Origin of the sequence: Streptomyces sp. SA15, from assembly GCF_002291145.1 — a bacterium.
In the GTDB taxonomy this organism is placed as follows: Bacteria; Actinomycetota; Actinomycetes; order Streptomycetales; family Streptomycetaceae; genus Streptomyces.
Genome location: NZ_NTGE01000126.1, coordinates 1 through 18,251, shown reverse-complemented (window position 1 = coordinate 18,251; position 18,251 = coordinate 1). Strand labels below are relative to the sequence as shown.

The window sequence follows — 18,251 nt, the reverse complement described above, 5'->3', positions numbered from 1 at the left end:
CGGCGCTACCGAATCGGCATCCCCGACAACGTCCGCGCGATCACCAACCGCTGGATCTCGCTCGTGCCTTCGAAGATCGTGTAGATGGCGGCGTCACGGTGCATCCGCTCGACCGGGTACTCCCGCGTGTAGCCGTTCCCGCCCAGGATCTGAATCGCCTGGGCCGTGACCTTCTTCGCGGTCTCGCTCGCGAACAGCTTGGACATCGAGCCCTCGGCCGCAGTGAACTGCTTGCCGTTGACCGCCATCCAGGACGCCCGCCAGACCAGGAGGCGGGCCGCGTCGATGGACGTCCGCATGTCCGCCAGCTGGAAGGCGACGCCCTGGTTGTCGATGATCGGCCGACCGAACTGCTCACGCGTCTTCGCGTAGTCGAGAGCCACCTCGTACGCGGCCCGGGCGGTGCCCACCGCCATCGCTCCCACGGCCGGACGCGAGGCCTCGAACGTGGCCATCGCCGCGTTCTTCACACGCTCACCGCTCGCCTTCGCCCTCTCCCGGGCGCGAGCCAGCCGCTCGTCCAGCTTCTCCTTGCCGCCGAGCAGGCAGGAGCCGGGCACGCGGACGTTGTCCAGGATCACCTCGGCGGTGTGCGAGGCGCGGATGCCGTGCTTCTTGAACTTCTGGCCCTGGGCGAGACCGGGCGTGTTCGGCGGGACGATGAAGGACGCGTGGCCCTTGGAACCGAGCTCCGGGTCGACGACCGCGACGACGACGTGGACATTGGCTATGCCGCCGTTGGTCGCCCAGGTCTTCGTGCCGTTGATCACCCACTCGTCCTTGGCCTCGTCGTACACGGCCCGCGTCCGCATCGAGGCCACGTCGGAACCGGCGTCCGGCTCGGACGAGCAGAAGGCGGCGACCTTGACATCGCCCGCATCGCCGTACATCTGCGGAATCCAGGTGCCGATCTGCTCCTCGGTTCCGTTGGCGAGGACGCCGACGGCGGCCAGGCCCGTGCCGACGATGGAGAGGGCGATGCCGGCGTCGCCCCAGAACAGTTCCTCCATGGCCATGGGTATGCCGAGGCCGGTGGGGTCGAAGTACTGCTGGGCGTAGAAGTCGAGGGAGTAGATGCCGACCTTGGCGGCCTCCTGGATGACCGGCCAGGGAGTCTCCTCACGCTCGTCCCATTCGGCGGCCGCGGGCCGGATCACATCGGCGGCGAAGCCGTGCAGCCAGTCCCGGACCTCCTTCTGTTCGTCGTTGAGCTCCATGGTGAACTCGGCCATTGTCCCCTCCAGCGGCGCATTTGCATGTTACTTACGGTAACCCGAGTCTGTTACCGGTCGGTAGGAAAAGTCAACTCCTGATGACCGCCCGGCAGCCCGTTCGATGCACCGGGCATGCAGGGTGTTAGTTTGCGCAGGCATTACCTAAACAGCACGGGTGGGGAGAGCTCATGGACACCACGCAGCGGACCGATCAGCAGCGGTCAGCCGACCGCCGTCGGCGCGAGCTGCTGGAGGCCGCGGACCGAGTGGTGCTGCGCGACGGCCCACACGCCTCGATGAACGCCATCGCCGCGGAGGCCGGTATCACGAAGCCGATTCTCTACCGGCACTTCGGCGACAAGGGTGGACTTTACGCCGCGTTGGCCAAACGGCACACAGATGCGCTGCTGGATTCGCTGCGGGCGGCGCTGGACGCGCCGGCGGACCGGAGGGAGCGGGTCGAGGCCACGCTGGACACGTACCTCGCGGCGATCGAGGCGCGGCCTCAGGTGTACCGGTTCCTGATGCATCCGGCGGAGGGGGGCCAGAGCGGTGATCAGGGCTTCGATGTCGGCAAGAACAGCATTCCGTTGTTGCGGCGGATGGGTGAGGAGCTGGCTCAGGTCATCGAGGATCGGTTGGATCTTGGACCGGGGGGTGAGCAGTTGGCTCGGGTGTGGGGGCATGGGATTGTCGGGATGATGCATGCGGCGGGGGACTGGTGGTTGGGGGAACGTCCCTGTTCTCGTGCGGAGTTGGTGCGGAGTTTGGCGGATCTGTTGTGGGGGCGGCTCGCTGCCGCGGGCGACAAACTGGGGGGCCCTGGGTTCTGACGGTCGTATTTCGGGTGCGGGTCTGTGGGGGCTTGTCGCGCCCACGCGGCGGAGCCGCAAATTGACACAGCCCCACGCCCCCAGGGGTAGGTCCACTCACCGGTGCCATGAAGCTCGCGTCGCTTGTCGCATCAAGCGGCGGTGGCGCCAGCCCTTCAGGTGGTCCGCGTAGACCTTGCCCTCCAAGTGGTCGCACTCGTGCTGCAAGCATCTGGCGAAGAAGCCCGTGCCGTGCACGGTGATCGGCTCTCCCGTGACCGTGAAGCCCTCGACCACCGCATGGTCGTAGCGCTCCGTCCCCGCCTCCAGGCCCGGCAGGGACAGGCATCCCTCCGGCCCCCGCAGCACCACCCCGTCCGTCCCGACCAGCCGTGGATTGACCACGTGCCCCACGTGGCGCTCCTCCTCGTCGTCCGGGCAGTCGTACACGAACACCCGTAGCTGCTCCCCCACCTGATTCGCCGCCAGGCCCACACCCTGTGCCGCGTACATCGTCGCGAACAGGTCCTCGACCAGGGTCGCCAGCTCGGGGCCGAAGGCCGTGACGTCCTTGCACGGGGCGTGCAGAACCGGGTCGCCGAGCAGCGTGAGGGGGCGGACACGCCCGTGGGTGCCCGGGATGGAGCCGTTTCGCATGGCGACAAGCGTACGGTCCCGTCCGCCCGCGCCTGTCGGCGAAAGCCCAGGTGCGATTCGGGAGTGCGAATGGAATCTCGATAGGCTGACCACCACCACGTTGCCGTCAGGCAGAGGCGCGGCGCGTACGCAAGGAGGATCGAGAACTGATGTCAGGCAACTCGGACCCGCTCACGCCGCGGGCCAAGCTGGCCGTGACCGCGGGCAAGGCGGTCGCGGCGGCGTCGCGCGCCGCGGGCCGCGGCAGCGGTTCGGTGATCGGCGGCCGCGTGGCGCTCAAGCTCGACCCCGACCTCCTCGCCCGGCTCGCCCAGAACCTGGACGTCATCCTCGTGTCGGCGACCAACGGCAAGACCACGACCACCCGGCTGATCGCCGAGGCGCTCCGGGCTGCGGGCCCGGTTGTCTCCAACGCGCTCGGCGCCAACATGCCGGCCGGCATCACCTCGGCGCTGGCGGGCAGCTCGGACGCGAGATACGGCGTCATCGAGGTCGACGAGAAGTACCTCGCCGGCGTCGCCCGGGACACCGCCCCGAAGTGCATCGCCCTGCTCAACCTCTCCCGCGACCAGCTCGACCGCGCCGCCGAGACCCGCATGCTCGCCGAGAACTGGCGGGAGGGGCTCGCCGGTTCCAAGGCCGTGGTCGTGGCCAACGCGGACGACCCGCTGGTGGTGTGGGCCGCGTCCTCCTCCCCCAACGTGATCTGGGTCGCCGCCGGACAGATGTGGAAGGACGACGCCTGGTCCTGCCCGTCCTGCGGTGGCGTGATGCAGCGGCCCGGCGACGACTGGTTCTGCGGTGAGTGCGGCTTCCGCCGTCCCACGCCGAGCTGGGCGCTGTCCGGTGACCATGTTCTCGACCCGCACGGCTCCGCCTGGCCGATCCACCTCCAGCTGCCGGGCCGCGCCAACAAGGCCAACGCCGCCTCCTCGGCCGCCGTCGCCGCCGTCTTCGGGGTGCCGCCGCAGGTCGCCCTGGAACGCATGTACCAGGTGCAGGCGGTGGCCGGGCGCTACGACGTCGTCCAGTTCCAGGGCCGGGACCTGCGGCTGCTGCTCGCCAAGAACCCGGCGGGCTGGCTCGAAACGTTCAGCCTGATCGATCCGCCGCCGACCCCCGTGATCCTCTCCGTGAACGCGCGCAGCGCCGACGGCACCGACACCTCCTGGCTCTGGGACGTCGACTACACGCGCCTGACCGGCCATCCGATCTGCGTCATCGGCGACCGGAGGCTGGACCTCGCGGTACGCCTGGAGGTCGCGGGACAGCACTTCCAGGTGTACGACAACCTCGACCAGGCCGTGCAGATGTGCCCGCCCGGCCGGATCGAGGTCATCGCCAACTACACCGCCTTCCAGGACCTGCGCCGCCGCGTCGGCAACTGACGTAGTCGGCAACCGACGTAATCCGAGGACAATGACTTCATGAGCGACAACAGCCTGCGGGTCGTCTGGATCTACCCCGACCTGCTCAGTACGTACGGCGACCAGGGCAACGTCCTGGTCGTGGAGCGCCGGGCGCGGCAGCGCGGCCTCGACGTGGCCCGGCTCGACGTGCGCAGCGACCAGCCGATCCCGACCTCCGGCGACATCTACCTGATCGGCGGTGGCGAGGACCGGCCGCAGCGGCTCGCGGCGGAGCGGCTGCGCCGGGACGGCGGTCTGCACCGGGCCGTGGAGAACGGCGCGATCGTCTTCTCGGTGTGCGCCGGCTACCAGATCATCGGCCACGAGTTCATCAACGACCTCGGCCAGCGCGAGCCCGGTCTCGGTCTGCTGGACGTGGTGTCCGTGCGCGGCGAGGGCGAGCGGTGCGTCGGTGACGTGCTCGCGGACATCGACCCGCGCCTTGGCCTGCCCTCGCTGACCGGCTTCGAGAACCATCAGGGCGTCACCCACCTCGGCCCCACCGCCCGCCCGCTCGCCAAGGTGCGGCTGGGCAAGGGCAACGGCACGGGGGACGGCACGGAGGGCGCGTACAACGACACGGTCTTCGGTACGTACATGCACGGCCCGGTGCTGGCCCGCAACCCGCTCATCGCCGACCTGCTGCTGAAGCTGGCGCTGGACGTCAACGCGCTGCCGCCGACCGACGACCGGTGGTACGAGGCGCTGCGCAACGAGCGCATCGCTTCCGCGCAGCAGCCCGCGTGAGATGTCGTACACCGGGTGTCCGACCTGGTGTAACCAGCCCGTCTGACGGTACGTCCGCACAGGTGAGCGGGGTCGTCCAGCAGGCGGACGCGTTGTTCGGCCGCGCGCCCTCCTGCCGCTAGTGTGGCGGGGATCGAGCCGGACAGCGTGGTCCGGACCCGGCCCACATCGAGAAGGTATTTCGGGCTATGCGCATTGGTGTCCTCACGTCCGGCGGCGACTGCCCCGGCCTGAACGCGGTCATCCGGTCCGTCGTGCACCGTGCCGTCGTCGACCACGGCGACGAGGTCATCGGTTTCCGGGACGGCTGGAAGGGCCTCCTGGAGTGTGACTACCTCAAGCTGGACCTCGACGCGGTGAGCGGGATCCTGGCGCGTGGCGGGACGATCCTCGGTTCCTCCCGGGTCCAGCCCTCGCACCTGCGGGACGGTGTGGAGCGGGCCCGCGGCCACGTCGAGGAGCTAGGTCTCGACGCGATCATCCCGATCGGCGGTGAGGGCACGCTCAAGGCCGCCCGGCTGATGTCGGACGCCGGTCTGCCCATCGTCGGCGTGCCGAAGACCATAGACAACGACATCGCGGTCACCGACGTCACCTTCGGCTTCGACACGGCCGTGGGCGTCGCGACGGAGGCGCTGGACCGGCTGAAGACCACCGCCGAGTCCCATCAGCGTGTCCTGGTCGTGGAGGTCATGGGCCGCCACACCGGCTGGATCGCGTTGCACTCTGGCATGGCTGCGGGCGCCCACGCCATCGTCGTACCGGAACGGCCCTTCGACATCGAGGAGTTGACGAAGAAGGTCGGCGAGCGGTTCGAGGCGGGCAAGCGGTTCGCGATCGTCGTGGCGGCGGAGGGTGCCAAGCCGGAGCCCGGTTCCATGAGCTTCGACGAGGGCGGCAAGGACATCTACGGGCATGAGCGGTTCGCCGGAATCGCGCGGCAGCTGTCCATCGAGCTGGAGCAGCGGCTCGGGAAGGAGGCGCGGCCGGTGATCCTCGGGCATGTGCAGCGGGGTGGAACGCCTACCGCTTACGACCGGGTGCTTGCTACTCGCTTCGGGTGGCATGCGGTGGAGGCCGTGCATCGGGGCGAGTTCGGGAAGATGACGGCGCTGCGGGGGACGGACATCGTGATGGTGTCGTTGGCGGAGGCCGTGGAGACGCTGAAGACGGTTCCTGCGGAGCGGTACGAAGAGGCGGAGTGCGTCCTCTAGGCCGAGTCGTGCAGATCAACGTGTAGATCAAGTCGTACGGAACTGAAGAGTCCGCCCCCGGCCGCTGCTGCGGCCGGGGGCGGTTCTAGTCTGTGTGCGGACAGACTTGCACAACCCCCACGAATCAGGAGCCGGTGGATGGATCACAGCGGGCACGGCATGACCATGGATCTGCCGCCGTTCACGCTGGGGCGGGGGCTTCAGTGGTCGGCGGACCCGTTCTTCCTCGTCGCCTGCCTGGTGGGGCTCGCTCTGTACGCGTGGGGGGTCGTGCGGCTGCGGCGGCGTGGGGACGCGTGGCCGGTGGGGCGTACTGTCGCGTTCGCCTTCGGGGTGCTGAGCGTCGGGCTCGTGATGTGCACCCGGCTGAACGACTACGGCATGGTCATGTTCAGCGTGCACATGGTGCAGCACATGGTGATCAGCATGCTGTCGCCGATCCTGGTCCTGCTCGGCGCCCCGATCACGCTGGCGCTGCGGGCGCTGCCGGTCGCGGGCAAGGGCCGCAAGGGGCCGCGTGAGCTGCTGCTGATGTTCCTGCACAGCCACTACCTGCGGATCATCACGCACCCCGCGTTCACCATCCCCCTGTTCATCGCGAGTCTGTACGCGCTGTACTTCACGCCGTTGTTCGACTTCCTGATGGGCTCAAAGACCGGGCACACCGCGATGATGGTGCACTTCCTCGCCGTCGGCGTGGTCTTCTTCTGGCCGATCATGGGCGTGGACCCGGGCCCCAACCGCCCGGGCTATCTGATGCGGATGCTGGAGCTGTTCGCCGGCATGCCGTTCCACGCGTTCTTCGGTATCGCGTTGATGATGGCGTCGGCGCCGATGGTCGAGACGTTCAAGAACCCGCCCGCCTCCCTCGGCATCGACGCGCTCTCGGACCAGAACGCGGCCGGCGGCATCGCATGGGCGTTCAGCGAGATCCCGTCCGTGCTGGTGCTGATCGCGCTGCTCTTCCAGTGGTACCGCTCCGAGCAGCGGCAGGCCAAGCGCGAGGACCGGGCCGCCGATCGCGACGGCGACAAGGAACTCGAGGCATACAACGCCTATTTGGCCTCATTGAACGCACGCGGGCGTTGAGAGGCCTTCCATTCAGTAGCATGAAACGCGATGGGGGAACCGCCGGGGGGAGCGGTGATGACACTTCGCGTGTTCGTGCAGTGTGCCGGGAAATCGGCGATGCGGTCGACGACTCGAAAGATCGCCGTCCTGGTTGTTTTCGTTCTGGCGCTCAGCGGCTGCGACAGAGACACACCTTTGTCCGTCGTGAAGGCGGTCGCCGCGGGCGTGCCCTCTCTCGCGCCGTTCTTCGACGAGAGCGTCGGGCTCGGCCAGGACGCCCGGGTCCGGTCGCGGCCCGCGCACGGCGGCCTGCAGCGGGGTGACACGCCCGGACTCTACGGGGGCACGAAGAAGCCGACGATCTGTGATGTCGAGCGGCTCGAACAGTTCCTCACCGACCCCGGGAATCACAAAAAGGCCCAGGCGTGGGCAGGAGCGCTGGACATCACCACGGAGCGGATCCCGGATTATCTGGATCGACTCACACCCGTTCTCCTGCGTCACGACACTCTCGTGAGGAACCACGACTACGAGAAGGAAAAGGCCGTCCCTTTCAACTCGCTGCTCCAGGCGGGAATCGCGATTCTCGTCGATGAACAGGGCCTTCCCGCCGTGAAGTGTTCCTGCGGAAATCCGCTGCGCCCCTTCGAGGGGGACACGAGCCGGATTTCCGTCGAGTTCGAGGACGGCAACAAGAAATGGCGGGGATACCAGCGCTCCTCCGTGGTGGCCGTGCGGCCCGCGCCTCGGACACTGGACCGGATCGCGCTGGTCGACGTCGTCAAGCCCGACCGGGGCATCAACCGGCCGGTCGGTACGACGGGCGAGGACGACTCCACGTTCGACACTCGGAAGCGGCGCGCGGTGCCCCACCTCGCCGGGACGACGTTCGGGCAGGCGAGCCGGCAGCTGGCCGACCGAGGGCTGGCGGTCTCGTACGACGGGAAGGGGCTGCCGCCGGACGGTGCCAGGGTCACGGCGTCCGATCCGCCGGCCGGGACCGAGCTCAGGTTCGGGGAGTACGTGACGTTGAGCGTGGCGGGCGGTGCGTCCGAGGACACGATCGGTGGGTCACCCGGAGGGTCAACCGGTGGGTCGACCACTCCCCCGGCTCCCCCGGCGCCCTCTCCGTCCGGCGGGCCGGGCACGACGCCGCCGCCGTCATCGTCGAGCGGTGGGCCCAGGCCCTCGCCTTCCGGGCCCTCCGGTCCCTCGTCCAGTACGGCGCCCGGCTCCGAGCCGCCGTCTTCGAACCCGCCGCCCAGCTCCGATCAGCCCCCGTCCAGCCCACCGCCCGACTCCGCATCCGAGCCACCGCCCCCGAACTCACCGCCCTCCCCCGACCCCCCCGACGAGCTCGCCGCCGACCGGCGACCCGGTCACCAGCAGCGCGCCACCGCCCCCGACCAGCGCGCCCGTCACCAGCGTCCCCGTCACCAGCAACCCGGCAAGCACCGGGCCGACGAGCAGCGCACCCGCCACCAGTGGGCCCGGGACCGGCGAGCCCACCGCAAGCGCAGCCACGTAGCACCCCCGTAGAACCCGGGAGTCACCGGATGCCTTCAGGATCACCGACGTCGGGAGTGGGCCGGGTCATCGCCGGCCGTTATCTGCTGCTGAACCGCCTCGGCAGCGGCGGTATGGGCCATGTGTGGCTCGCTCACGACCAGAGACTCGCCTGCGAGGTGGCGCTCAAGGAGATCGTGTTCCGCGACCCGGCCGAGGCAGGTCACGAGCGGGAGGCCCGGGTGGCGCGGGCCCGGGCCGAGGCCCGGCACGCGGCGGGCCTGCGCGGCCATCCGCACGTGGTGACCGTGCACGACGTGCTGGAGCACGAGGGGCTGCCATGGATCGTCATGGAGTACGTCGCGGGCGCCGTCGACCTGCGCGAGCTGGTCGAGACACGGGGGCCGCTCGCCCCGGCCGAGTGCGCCCGCATCGGGCTCGCCGTGCTCGACGCGCTGACCGCCGGGCACGAGCGGGGCGTCATGCACCGGGACGTGAAACCGGCGAACATCCTGCTGGCGCCGGACCGCACCGGGGCGCCGTACGGTCGCGTGCTGCTCACCGACTACGGCATCTCGGTGCAGCCGGACGCCGACGAGACGCGCTACACGCTGGCCTCGGTGCTGGTGGGCACGGCCGGGTATCTGGCGCCCGAGCGGGCCACGGGCGGCGCGCCCACGCCGGGCGCCGACCTGTTCTCGCTGGGCTGCACGCTGTACCACGGCGTCGAGGGCCGGGGTCCCTTCGAGCGGGAGTCGCAGCTCGCGGAGATCACCGCGGTCGTCATGGAGGAGCCCCGTCCGGCCGTACGCGCCGGGGCGCTGGGTCCCGTACTGGACGCGCTGCTCGTCAAGGACCCCGCGCGGCGGCTGTCGGCGGCGGAGGCGGAGGCGGCGCTGTCGCGCATCGTCCTGCCGCAGGCGGAGGCGTACGCCCGCACACAGACCGACCTGGGGTCGCAGCCGCCGTGGGCCGGCGCGGGGCAGCCGCCCTGGGCCGGAACAGGGGCACCCGTGCCGCCCACGGGGCCGCATTGGGCCGGATCCGGCCCGCCTGGCTCGCCGCAGGAACCAGAGGTCGCTACGCCCGGCGAGCCGGAAGTGTCCGGCTTCGGCCGGTCCGGGGGGCCGCGAGGGCCAGAGGTCGACTCCCTCGGGCCGCCGCGAGGAGTAGGATCCGGCTCCCCCGGGTCGCCGCAAGGACCAAGGCTCGGTCGGTCCGGGGCGAGGTCGCCCCACGGGCCCGGCCTCGACCCGCCCGCGACCCCGCAGCGGTCAGGGCACGGCTCGTCCGGGGAGGACGCCCAGGGTTTCGGCCCGCCCAGGCATCCGCAGGGCTTCGGGCCGCCTCTCCTCCCCGCTGCGTCCCCGTCCGGACGCCGACGGCGCGAGCGACCCCGGGCCCTGCAGGTCGCCGTAGCCTGCGGGCTCGGGCTGGTGCTCGCCCTGGGCGGCGTCTGGTACGCCCTGGCGGACCGGACCACCGACGGGACCGGCCCGCCGTACGGCGAGAGTGTCGGGCTCGCCAAGCCCCTCCGGGAGGGTGACTGTGTGCTCGCCGAGTGGCCGGGCGCGGAGCGTTTCCAGGGCACGCCCCGGCTGTCGGTCGACACGACCTGCCGGGACAAGGCGCCGGACGGGCAGGTGATGGCCTTCGTGGCGGCCGCGTCGGCGGACGAGGCGCGGCGGCTGGGGCCGGACCGGTGCGAGGAGCGGACGCGGGAGCTCCGGGACAAGCTGGCGGACGTGCGCAGTCTCGCCGTCGTGCCGACGTCGGACGGGTTCGAGTCCGCCGGGCGGCGGACCGCCTGTCTGGTGCTGGGCGCGCACGGGCCCGTGTACGGGCCGCTGGGCGAGCACCGCAAGCCGGGCTCGGCCTTCGCGGACACGGCGACCATGCAGAAGCGGGACTGTCTCGACGTCCGCTCCCACCGGGACGCCCGGCTGGTCTCCTGCGCCGGCCCGCACGACGAGGAAGTGCTGGGCTTCACCCGGCTCGGCGCCGACGTCACGCTCGGCGAGGCGCGCACCGAGTCGGATCTGGCCTGCGGCCGTCAAGTGCCGCCGGGCGACTACGGCTTCGACCCGTCGGTGTACACGGCGGGGTCCTGGACGAGCGAGGGCTCCTGGAAGAACGAGGCACATTTCGTCGTGTGTACCGTCCGGAAGCAGAACGGGGGCACCATGGAGGGGGACGAACCATGAGGAGGGTGTTGCGATGCCCGGTTCTACGGACGGCTCGACCAAGACGATGGGGGTGCTCACCGTCGGCGGACTCGTCGTGGTGACGGCCTACACGGTGGCACTCGGCAGCAACGGCTGGCTGTGGTTCGGCTGGGTCGTACTGGGACTGATCACCCTCGGGATGGTGGCCACCAAGAGCACCTGATCATCCGTCGCTGAGGCGGCCCGCCGAGTGCACGCCCGGCTGATACTTCGGCAGCCGGGCGGTGATTTTCATGCCCGCTCCCACGGCGGTCTCGATGACCAGGCCGTAGTCGTCGCCGTAGACCTGGCGGAGGCGGTCGTCGACGTTGGACAGTCCGATGCCGCCGGACGGGCTGACCTCGCCGGCGAGGATACGGCTCAGCAGGACGGGGTCCATTCCGGCGCCGTCGTCCTCGATGACGACCAGGGCCTCGGCGCCGGCGTCCTGCGCGGTGATGCTGATATGGCTTTTGTCGGCCTTGCCCTCCAGGCCGTGTTTGACGGCGTTCTCGACGAGCGGCTGGAGGCAGAGGAAGGGCAGGGCGACCGGCAGTACCTCGGGGGCGATCTGCAGGGTGACGGAGAGGCGGTCGCCGAAGCGTGCCCGGACGAGCGCCAAGTAATGGTCGATGGCGTGGAGTTCGTCGGCGAGGGTGGTGAAGTCGCCGTGCCGTCGGAACGAGTAGCGAGTGAAGTCGGCGAATTCCAGGAGCAGTTCACGGGCGCGCTCGGGGTCGGTGCGGACGAACGAGGCGATCACCGCGAGCGAGTTGAAGATGAAGTGCGGGGAGATCTGGGCGCGCAGGGCCTTGATCTCGGCCTCGATCAGGCGGGTGCGGGACTGGTCGAGGTCGGCGAGTTCGAGTTGGACGGAGACCCAGCGGGCGACCTCTCCGGCGGCCCGGACGAGCACGGCGGACTCGCGGGGTGCGCAGGCGACGAGGGCTCCGTGGACGCGGTCGTCGACGGTGAGGGGGGCGACGACCGCCCAGCGCACCGGGCAGTCGGGGGCGTCGCACTCCAAGCGGAAGGCTTCGCCGCGGCCGGTCTCCAGGGGGCCGGCGAGGCGTTCCATGATCTCGGCGCGGTGATGCTCGCCCACGCCGTCCCAGACCAGGACCTCCTTCTGGTCGGTCAGGCACAGCGCGTCCGTGCCGAGCAGGGAGCGCAGCCGACGGGCCGACTTGCGCGCGGTCTCCTCCGTCAGGCCCGCCCGCAGCGGGGGCGCGGCGAGGGATGCGGTGTGCAGGGTCTGGAAGGTGGCGTGTTCGACGGGGGTGCCGAGTCCGCCGAGGTGCTGCGGGCGTGTGGTGCGGCGGCCGAGCCAGAACCCGGCGGCCAGGACGGGGAGGATCGCCACGCACAGGCCGGCGAGGAATCCGCTCATGCGCTCACCGCCACGACCGCACCGAGCCCTTCGTGGAGATCGCTCGTCGTCTCCACCACGACCGCGCCCGGCCCTCCGTGAAAACCGCTCATCGCCTCCACCACGACCGCGCCCGGCCCTCCGTGAAGACCTCTCATGCCTTCACCTCCGCCCTCAGCTCCTCCGGCAGATGGAAGCGGGCCAGGATGGCCGCCGTCCCCGCCGGTACGCGCCCCGCCGTCGCCAGGGACACCAGCACCATGGTGAGGAAGCCCAGCGGCACCGACCAGAGCGCGGGCCAGGCGAGCAGGGCGTGCAGCCCGCCCGTGCCCGGGAAGCCCGCCATGGTCACGGCCACGGCGACGAACGCGGAGCCGCCGCCCATCAGCATGCCCGCGGCGGCGCCCGGCGGGGTCAGCCGCCGCCACCAGATACCGAGGACGAGCAGCGGGCAGAAGGAGGACGCGGACACGGCGAAGGCCAGCCCGACGGCGTCGGCGACCGGGAGCCCGCCGACCAGCATGCTGGCCGCGAGCGGTACGGCCATGGCGAGCACCGTGCCCAGCCGGAAGTGCCGGACACCGCGCGAGGGCAGCACGTCCTGGGTGAGGACGCCCGCCACGGCCATGGTCAGCCCCGAGGCGGTGGACAGGAACGCGGCGAAGGCCCCGCCCGCCACCAGCGCGCCGAGCAGGTCGCCGCCGAGCCCGCCGATCACGCGCTCGGGCAGCAGCAGGACGGCGGCGTCCGCGTCGCCGGTGAGGGCGAGTTCGGGGGCGTAGAGCCTGCCGAGGGCGCCGTAGACGGGCGGCAGCAGGTAGAAGCCGCCGATCAGGGCGAGCACGGCGACGGTCGTGCGGCGGGCGGCGACGCCGTGCGGGCTGGTGTAGAAGCGGACGACGACGTGCGGCAGGCCCATGGTGCCGAGGAAGGTGGCGAGGATCAGCCCGTACGTCGCGTAGAGCGGGCGTTCCTCGCGGCCCGCGGCCAGGGAGGTCGACATGCCGCCGTTGCTGCCGCGGTCGGCGGCCGGGACGGGGGCGTCCTTGGCGAAGGTCAGCCGGGTGCCCTGTTCGATGCGGTGCGTGCCGGCGGGGAGACGGATCCGGTCGTCGTCGTGCGGGCGGCCGTCGATCGTGCCGCTCACCGTGACGGTCAGCGGCGCGTCCAGCTTCAGGTCGAGACGGTCGTCGACACGGACGACCCGCTGCTCGCGGAAGGTGGCCGGTTCGTCGAAGGCGTGGCGGTGGGCTCCGTCGCCCTGCCAGGCCAGGACGAGGAAGAGGGCGGGGACGAGCAGGGCGGTGAGTTTGAGCCAGTACTGGAAGGCCTGCACGAAGGTGATGCTGCGCATGCCTCCGGCGGCGACGGTGGCCACCACGACGGCCGCGACGATCACGCCGCCGAGCCATGCGGGCGCCCCGGTCAGCACGGTCAGGGTCAGTCCGGCGCCCTGGAGCTGGGGCAGCAGGTACAGCCAGCCGACCCCGACGACGAAGGCGCCCGCCAGCCGCCGTACCGCCTGGGAGGCGAGCCGGGCCTCGGCGAAGTCGGGGAGCGTGTAGGCGCCGGAGCGGCGCAGCGGGGCGGCGACGAACAGGAGCAGGACCAGATAGCCGGCGGTGTAGCCGACCGGGTACCAGAGCATGTCCGGGCCCTGCACCAGGACCAGGCCGGCGATGCCCAGGAAGGAGGCGGCGGAGAGGTACTCGCCGCTGATGGCGGCCGCGTTCAGGCGGGGGCCGACGGTGCGGGAGGCGACGTAGAAGTCGGAGGTGGTACGGGATATGCGCAGGCCGAAGGCGCCGACGAGGACGGTCGCCACGACGACGAGGGCGACGGCGGGGACGGCGTAGTTCGAGTTCATCGGTCTTGGGCTCGCCGGTTCATCGGTCTTCGACCAGGCGCACGAAGTCGCGTTCGTTGCGCTCGGCGCGGCGCACGGCCCAGCGGGCGAGCAGGACGAGCGGCAGGTAGAGGCCGAAGCCCAGGACGGCCCATTCGAGGCCGCGGGCGTCGGGCATCGCGGCGAAGAGCAGCGGCAGCGGGCCGATGAGGAGGCCGAGGACCGCGAACACGGTCAGGGCGGCGCGCAGCTGGGTGCGCATCAGGGAGCGGACGTAGGTGTGGCCGAGGGTGGTCTGTTCGTCGATCTCGGTGCGCGGGCGGTAGTAGCCGGGGACCCGGCGGACCCGGCGGGGCGGGCCGGTGACGACGACACGGCGTTCGGTGGGGTTCTGGGGCACCGTCACGGCCTCCTCATCAGCAGGTCCCGCAGCTCGCGGGCGTGGCGGCGGCTGACCTGGAGTTCCTCGGAGCCGACCAGGACGCTCACGGTACCCGCGTCCAGGCGTAGCTCGCCGACGTGGCGCAGGGCGACCAGGTGGCGGCGGTGGATGCGGACGAAGCCGCGGGAGCGCCAGCGCTCCTCCAGGGTGGACAGCGGGATCCGTACGAGGTGGCTGCCCTTGTCGGTGTGCAGCCGGGCGTAGTCGCCCTGGGCCTCGACGTGCGTGATGTCGTCGACGGAGACGAAGCGGGTCACGCCGCCCAGCTCGACGGGGATGTGGTCGGGGTCGGGCTCGTGCACGGGGATACGGGGGGCCGTGTCGCGGCGTTCGGCGGCCCGGCGGACGGCCTCGGCGAGGCGTTCCTTGCGGACGGGCTTGAGCACGTAGTCGACGGCCTTGAGGTCGAAGGCCTGGACGGCGAAGTCCTCGTGGGCGGTGACGAACACGACGAGCGGGGGCTTGGCGAACCCGGTGAGCAGCCGGGCCAGGTCGAGGCCGTCGAGGCCGGGCATGTTGATGTCGAGGAAGACGACGTCGATGGCCTCGGGCCCGTCGGGCCCGGACTCCAGCGCCCGGTTGATCCGGCGCAGAGCCTCGGTCGCGTCGCCCGCGCCCTGAGCGCTGCCGATGCGGGGATCCGCGTTCAGCAGGTAGAGGAGTTCCTCCAGCGAGGGGCGTTCGTCGTCGACAGCCAGGGCGCGCAGCATGAACCCGGAGTGTAGGAGTTATTCGTACGCCTGGACACGTGCCGGGGTCCTGACCTTTCCGCTGGATACAGTGCCCGCATGAACAGCAGGCCCACGCCGTTCGACGAGCTCGACCGGAAGATCGTCACCGCGTTGATGGCGAACGCGCGGACTTCTTTCGCCGAGATAGGCGCGGCCGTCGGTCTGTCCGCGACGGCGGTCAAGCGGCGGGTGGACCGGCTGCGGGACACGGGGGTGATCACCGGGTTCACGGCCACGGTGCGGCCGTCGGCGCTGGGCTGGCGTACGGAGGCGTACGTCGAGGTGTACTGCGAGGGCGCGGCCCCGCCCAGGCGGCTCGCGGAGGTCGTCCGCAACCACCCGGAGATCGCCGCGGCGATGACGGTGACCGGCGGGGCGGACGCGCTGCTGCATGTGCGGGCGCGGGACGTGGAGCACTTCGAGGAGGTGCTGGAGCGGATCCGCGCGGAGCCGTTCATCCGGAAGACGATCAGTGTGATGGTGCTGTCCCACCTCATCCCGGAGAGCCCGGAGGCGGGCGCGAGCCAGCCTGCGCCGGAGTGAGCGCCGGCGCACGCAGCAGACCTGCGCGGAAGCGACCGAATACGCAGCGTTCCTGCGCGAGCGCGCAATTCTCGTTTCTTGTCGGCCGTCGCCGTCCCTTCCTACCTTGGTGTCACCCCTCAGTTGACACCGCAGGAAGCGGAGGAACCCCTCTGTGACCGATACCCGTGTGCCGCGCCGACGGCGTTTCCTCGTCTGCGAACCCAGACACTTCGCCGTGCAGTACGCGATCAATCCCTGGATGCATCCCGACACCCGCGTCGACGTCGATCTGGCCCGCGAGCAGTGGCAGGCGCTGATCCGCGCCTACCGGGCCCACGGCCACACCGTCGACACCGTGGAGCCGGTTCCCGGTCTCCCGGACATGGTCTTCGCCGCGAACTCGGCGGTCGTGGTCGACGGCCGCGTCTTCGGCTCCCTCTTCCACGCGCCCGAGCGGCGCCCCGAGTCCCGGCACTACGCGACGTGGTTCAAGGCGGCGGGCTACGACGTCCACCACCCCGAGTCCGTCTGCGAGGGCGAGGGCGATCTGGTCTGGACGGGCCGGTACCTCCTGGCCGGCACCGGGTTCCGTACGACCCGGGAGGCGCACCGCGAGGTGCAGGAGTTCTTCGGGCACCCGGTGATCAGCCTGACGCTGGTGGATCCGTACTTCTACCACCTGGACACGGCGTTGTTCGTGCTCGACGACGACAACATCGTGTACTACCCGGAGGCCTTCTCCCCCGGCAGTCGCGAGGTGCTGGCCCGGCTGTACCCGGACGCGGTGCTCGCCACCCGCGAGGACGCGATGGCCTTCGGCCTGAACTCCGTGTCCGACGGTCGCCACGTCTTCATCGCGCCGCAGGCGGAGGCGCTCGCCGCCCGCCTTGGCGAGCACGGCTATGTCCCCGTCCCCGTCGACCTGTCCGAGTTCCGGAAGGCCGGCGGCGGCATCAAGTGCTGCACCCAGGAGATCCGCTCATGACCGCACCCGTCCGTACGCGTTCGTCCGCCGACCTCATCCGCGCCGAGGAGCCCGTCCTCGCGCACAACTACCACCCGCTGCCCGTGGTCGTCGCCCGTGGGGAGGGCAGCTGGGTGGAGGACGTGGAGGGCCGCCGCTACCTGGACATGCTGGCCGGCTACTCGGCCCTCAACTTCGGCCACCGCCATCCCGCGCTGATCGCGGCGGCCCACGAGCAGCTCGACCTGCTGACGCTCACCTCGCGCGCCTTCCACAACGACCGGCTCGCCGAATTCGCCGAACGGCTCGCCGAGTTGACCGGCCTGGACATGGTGCTGCCCATGAACACGGGCGCCGAGGCGGTCGAGAGCGGCATCAAGGTGGCGCGCAAGTGGGCGTACGAGGTGAAGGGCGTCCCGGCCGATCAGGCGACGATCGTGGTCGCGGCCGAGAACTTCCACGGCCGTACGACGACGATCGTGAGCTTCTCCACGGACGAGACGGCGCGGCAGGGCTTCGGCCCCTTCACTCCGGGCTTCCGGATCGTCCCGTACAACGACCTGGCCGCCCTGGAGGCCGCGGTCGACGAGACGACGGCGGCCGTGCTCATCGAGCCGATCCAGGGCGAGGCGGGGGTGGTCATCCCGGACGAGGGCTATCTGACCGGCGTGCGCGAGCTCACCCGCCGCGAGGGCTGTCTGTTCATCGCGGACGAGATCCAGTCGGGGCTCGGCCGCACGGGCCGTACGCTCGCCGTCGAGCACGAGGGGGTCGTCCCGGACGTACTCCTGCTGGGCAAGGCGCTGGGCGGCGGCATCGTGCCGGTTTCCGCGGTGGTCGCCCGCCGGGACGTGCTCGGTGTGCTGCGGCCGGGCGAGCACGGCTCGACGTTCGGCGGCAACCCGCTCGCCGCGGCGGTCGGCACGGCGGTGGTCGAGCTGCTGGAGACGGGCGAATTCCAGCGCCGGGCGACCGAGTTGGGGGCGGTGCTGCGCGACGGTCTGACCGAGCTGGTCGGCAAGGGAGTCGTCGGCTTCCGCGCCCGCGGGCTGTGGGCCGGCGTCGACGTCGACCCCGCCGTGGGCACCGGCCGCGAGGTCGGCGAACGGCTCCTGCGGGAGGGCATCCTGGTCAAGGACACCCACGGCTCCACGATCCGACTGGCACCCCCGCTGACGATCACCGAGACGGAGCTCGCGTCGGCACTCGGGGCGCTGGAGAGGGTTGTCGGGCGGGGCTGACCTGCCGACGCGGCGTGCTTCCGGCTCGGCCTCGCGCAAGGCTGAGCCGACGGAGGCAGGGCCGTGCCGTCCGTACCGCCTCGAGAGGGCCATGGGCCGGAGCTGACCTCCCGACGCGGCCGGCCTCCTGCCGACGCGGGGTTCGGCACGCACAGCCACCGGCCGGGCCCTGCCCCTCCAGGCCGCCGACCCCCGGCCCCGGCTCGCGCATGGATGAGCCGTCCGTGCCGGCCGGAGCAGGGCCGTGCCATCCATGCCGCCCGGCCCTGCTCCGGCCGACGCGGGGCGGACGCACCCGT

At 71.1% G+C, this 18,251-nt stretch carries 18 protein-coding genes; 11 read left to right on the top strand and 7 right to left on the bottom strand.

What is annotated here, in order from left to right; all coding sequences use genetic code 11:
• Positions 1-5: 5 nt before the first annotated feature.
• Positions 6-1,232 carry an acyl-CoA dehydrogenase family protein gene (locus CLM62_RS29125; RefSeq protein WP_095752894.1) on the bottom strand — a complete coding sequence of 409 codons (1,227 nt, stop codon included), beginning with the start codon at positions 1,230-1,232 and terminating at the stop codon, positions 6-8.
• 170 nt (positions 1,233-1,402) lie between these two features.
• Here CLM62_RS29125 and CLM62_RS29120 point away from each other — a divergent pair, with 170 nt between their 5' ends.
• A complete protein-coding gene (locus tag CLM62_RS29120; RefSeq protein ID WP_095752893.1) occupies positions 1,403-2,047 on the top strand; it encodes a TetR family transcriptional regulator in 645 nt (214 codons plus the stop codon).
• 96 nt (positions 2,048-2,143) lie between these two features.
• On the opposite strand, the gene def is transcribed toward CLM62_RS29120, so the two are convergent.
• On the bottom strand, positions 2,144-2,683 hold the full coding sequence (gene def, locus CLM62_RS29115; RefSeq protein ID WP_095752892.1) for a peptide deformylase: 540 nt from the start codon (positions 2,681-2,683) through the stop codon (positions 2,144-2,146).
• Positions 2,684-2,832: 149 nt separating this feature from the next.
• Here def and CLM62_RS29110 point away from each other — a divergent pair, with 149 nt between their 5' ends.
• The 7 genes from CLM62_RS29110 to CLM62_RS48945 all read left to right on the top strand — a co-directional run bounded on the left by CLM62_RS29110 (position 2,833) and on the right by CLM62_RS48945 (position 11,018).
• A complete protein-coding gene (locus CLM62_RS29110) occupies positions 2,833-4,071 on the top strand; it encodes a MurT ligase domain-containing protein (protein ID WP_095752891.1) in 1,239 nt (412 codons plus the stop codon).
• A gap of 39 nt (positions 4,072-4,110) precedes the next feature.
• Positions 4,111-4,839 (top strand): type 1 glutamine amidotransferase, encoded by a 729-nt coding sequence (locus CLM62_RS29105; RefSeq protein WP_095752890.1) that lies wholly within the window; start codon positions 4,111-4,113, stop codon positions 4,837-4,839.
• Between the two features lie 188 nt (positions 4,840-5,027).
• On the top strand, positions 5,028-6,053 hold the full coding sequence (locus CLM62_RS29100; RefSeq protein WP_095752889.1) for a 6-phosphofructokinase: 1,026 nt from the start codon (positions 5,028-5,030) through the stop codon (positions 6,051-6,053).
• A gap of 138 nt (positions 6,054-6,191) precedes the next feature.
• Positions 6,192-7,142 carry a cytochrome c oxidase assembly protein gene (locus CLM62_RS29095; protein ID WP_095752888.1) on the top strand — a complete coding sequence of 317 codons (951 nt, stop codon included), beginning with the start codon at positions 6,192-6,194 and terminating at the stop codon, positions 7,140-7,142.
• A gap of 186 nt (positions 7,143-7,328) precedes the next feature.
• Entirely contained in the window at positions 7,329-8,663 is a 1,335-nt protein-coding gene (locus tag CLM62_RS29090) for a PASTA domain-containing protein (RefSeq protein WP_257004147.1), read from the top strand.
• Positions 8,664-8,680: 17 nt separating this feature from the next.
• On the top strand, positions 8,681-10,834 hold the full coding sequence (locus CLM62_RS29085) for a serine/threonine-protein kinase (RefSeq protein WP_095752887.1): 2,154 nt from the start codon (positions 8,681-8,683) through the stop codon (positions 10,832-10,834).
• A gap of 13 nt (positions 10,835-10,847) precedes the next feature.
• Positions 10,848-11,018, top strand: coding sequence for a hypothetical protein (locus CLM62_RS48945; protein ID WP_107483830.1), 171 nt, complete (start codon positions 10,848-10,850; stop codon positions 11,016-11,018).
• On the opposite strand, the gene CLM62_RS29080 is transcribed toward CLM62_RS48945, so the two are convergent.
• Genes CLM62_RS29080 through CLM62_RS29065 form a run of 5 tightly spaced genes read right to left on the bottom strand, consistent with a single transcriptional unit; the run spans position 11,019 to position 15,201 of the window.
• Positions 11,019-12,224 carry a sensor histidine kinase gene (locus tag CLM62_RS29080; protein WP_095752886.1) on the bottom strand — a complete coding sequence of 402 codons (1,206 nt, stop codon included), beginning with the start codon at positions 12,222-12,224 and terminating at the stop codon, positions 11,019-11,021.
• Complete coding sequence (locus CLM62_RS50280; protein WP_179382266.1) at positions 12,221-12,361, bottom strand: hypothetical protein; 141 nt, start codon at positions 12,359-12,361, stop codon at positions 12,221-12,223. The genes CLM62_RS29080 and CLM62_RS50280 overlap by 4 nt, the downstream gene beginning before the upstream one ends.
• The gene (locus CLM62_RS29075) at positions 12,358-14,070 is read right to left on the bottom strand and encodes a cation acetate symporter (protein WP_095752885.1); all 1,713 of its coding nucleotides are present in this window, start codon (positions 14,068-14,070) and stop codon (positions 12,358-12,360) included. Before CLM62_RS29075 ends, CLM62_RS50280 begins: the two co-directional genes overlap by 4 nt.
• Positions 14,071-14,089: 19 nt before the next feature.
• Positions 14,090-14,449 carry a hypothetical protein gene (locus CLM62_RS29070; RefSeq protein ID WP_095752988.1) on the bottom strand — a complete coding sequence of 120 codons (360 nt, stop codon included), beginning with the start codon at positions 14,447-14,449 and terminating at the stop codon, positions 14,090-14,092.
• 2 nt (positions 14,450-14,451) lie between these two features.
• Positions 14,452-15,201 (bottom strand): LytTR family DNA-binding domain-containing protein, encoded by a 750-nt coding sequence (locus CLM62_RS29065; protein ID WP_095752884.1) that lies wholly within the window; start codon positions 15,199-15,201, stop codon positions 14,452-14,454.
• A 78-nt stretch (positions 15,202-15,279) separates the two neighbouring features.
• On the opposite strand from CLM62_RS29065, the gene CLM62_RS29060 reads away from it, so the two are divergent.
• The 3 genes from CLM62_RS29060 to rocD all read left to right on the top strand — a co-directional run bounded on the left by CLM62_RS29060 (position 15,280) and on the right by rocD (position 17,952).
• Entirely contained in the window at positions 15,280-15,765 is a 486-nt protein-coding gene (locus CLM62_RS29060) for an Lrp/AsnC family transcriptional regulator (RefSeq protein ID WP_095752883.1), read from the top strand.
• A gap of 154 nt (positions 15,766-15,919) precedes the next feature.
• Complete coding sequence (gene ddaH, locus CLM62_RS29055) at positions 15,920-16,732, top strand: dimethylargininase (protein WP_095752882.1); 813 nt, start codon at positions 15,920-15,922, stop codon at positions 16,730-16,732.
• Positions 16,729-17,952, top strand: coding sequence for an ornithine--oxo-acid transaminase (gene rocD, locus CLM62_RS29050; RefSeq protein WP_095752881.1), 1,224 nt, complete (start codon positions 16,729-16,731; stop codon positions 17,950-17,952). Before ddaH ends, rocD begins: the two co-directional genes overlap by 4 nt.
• Positions 17,953-18,251 lie beyond the last annotated feature (299 nt).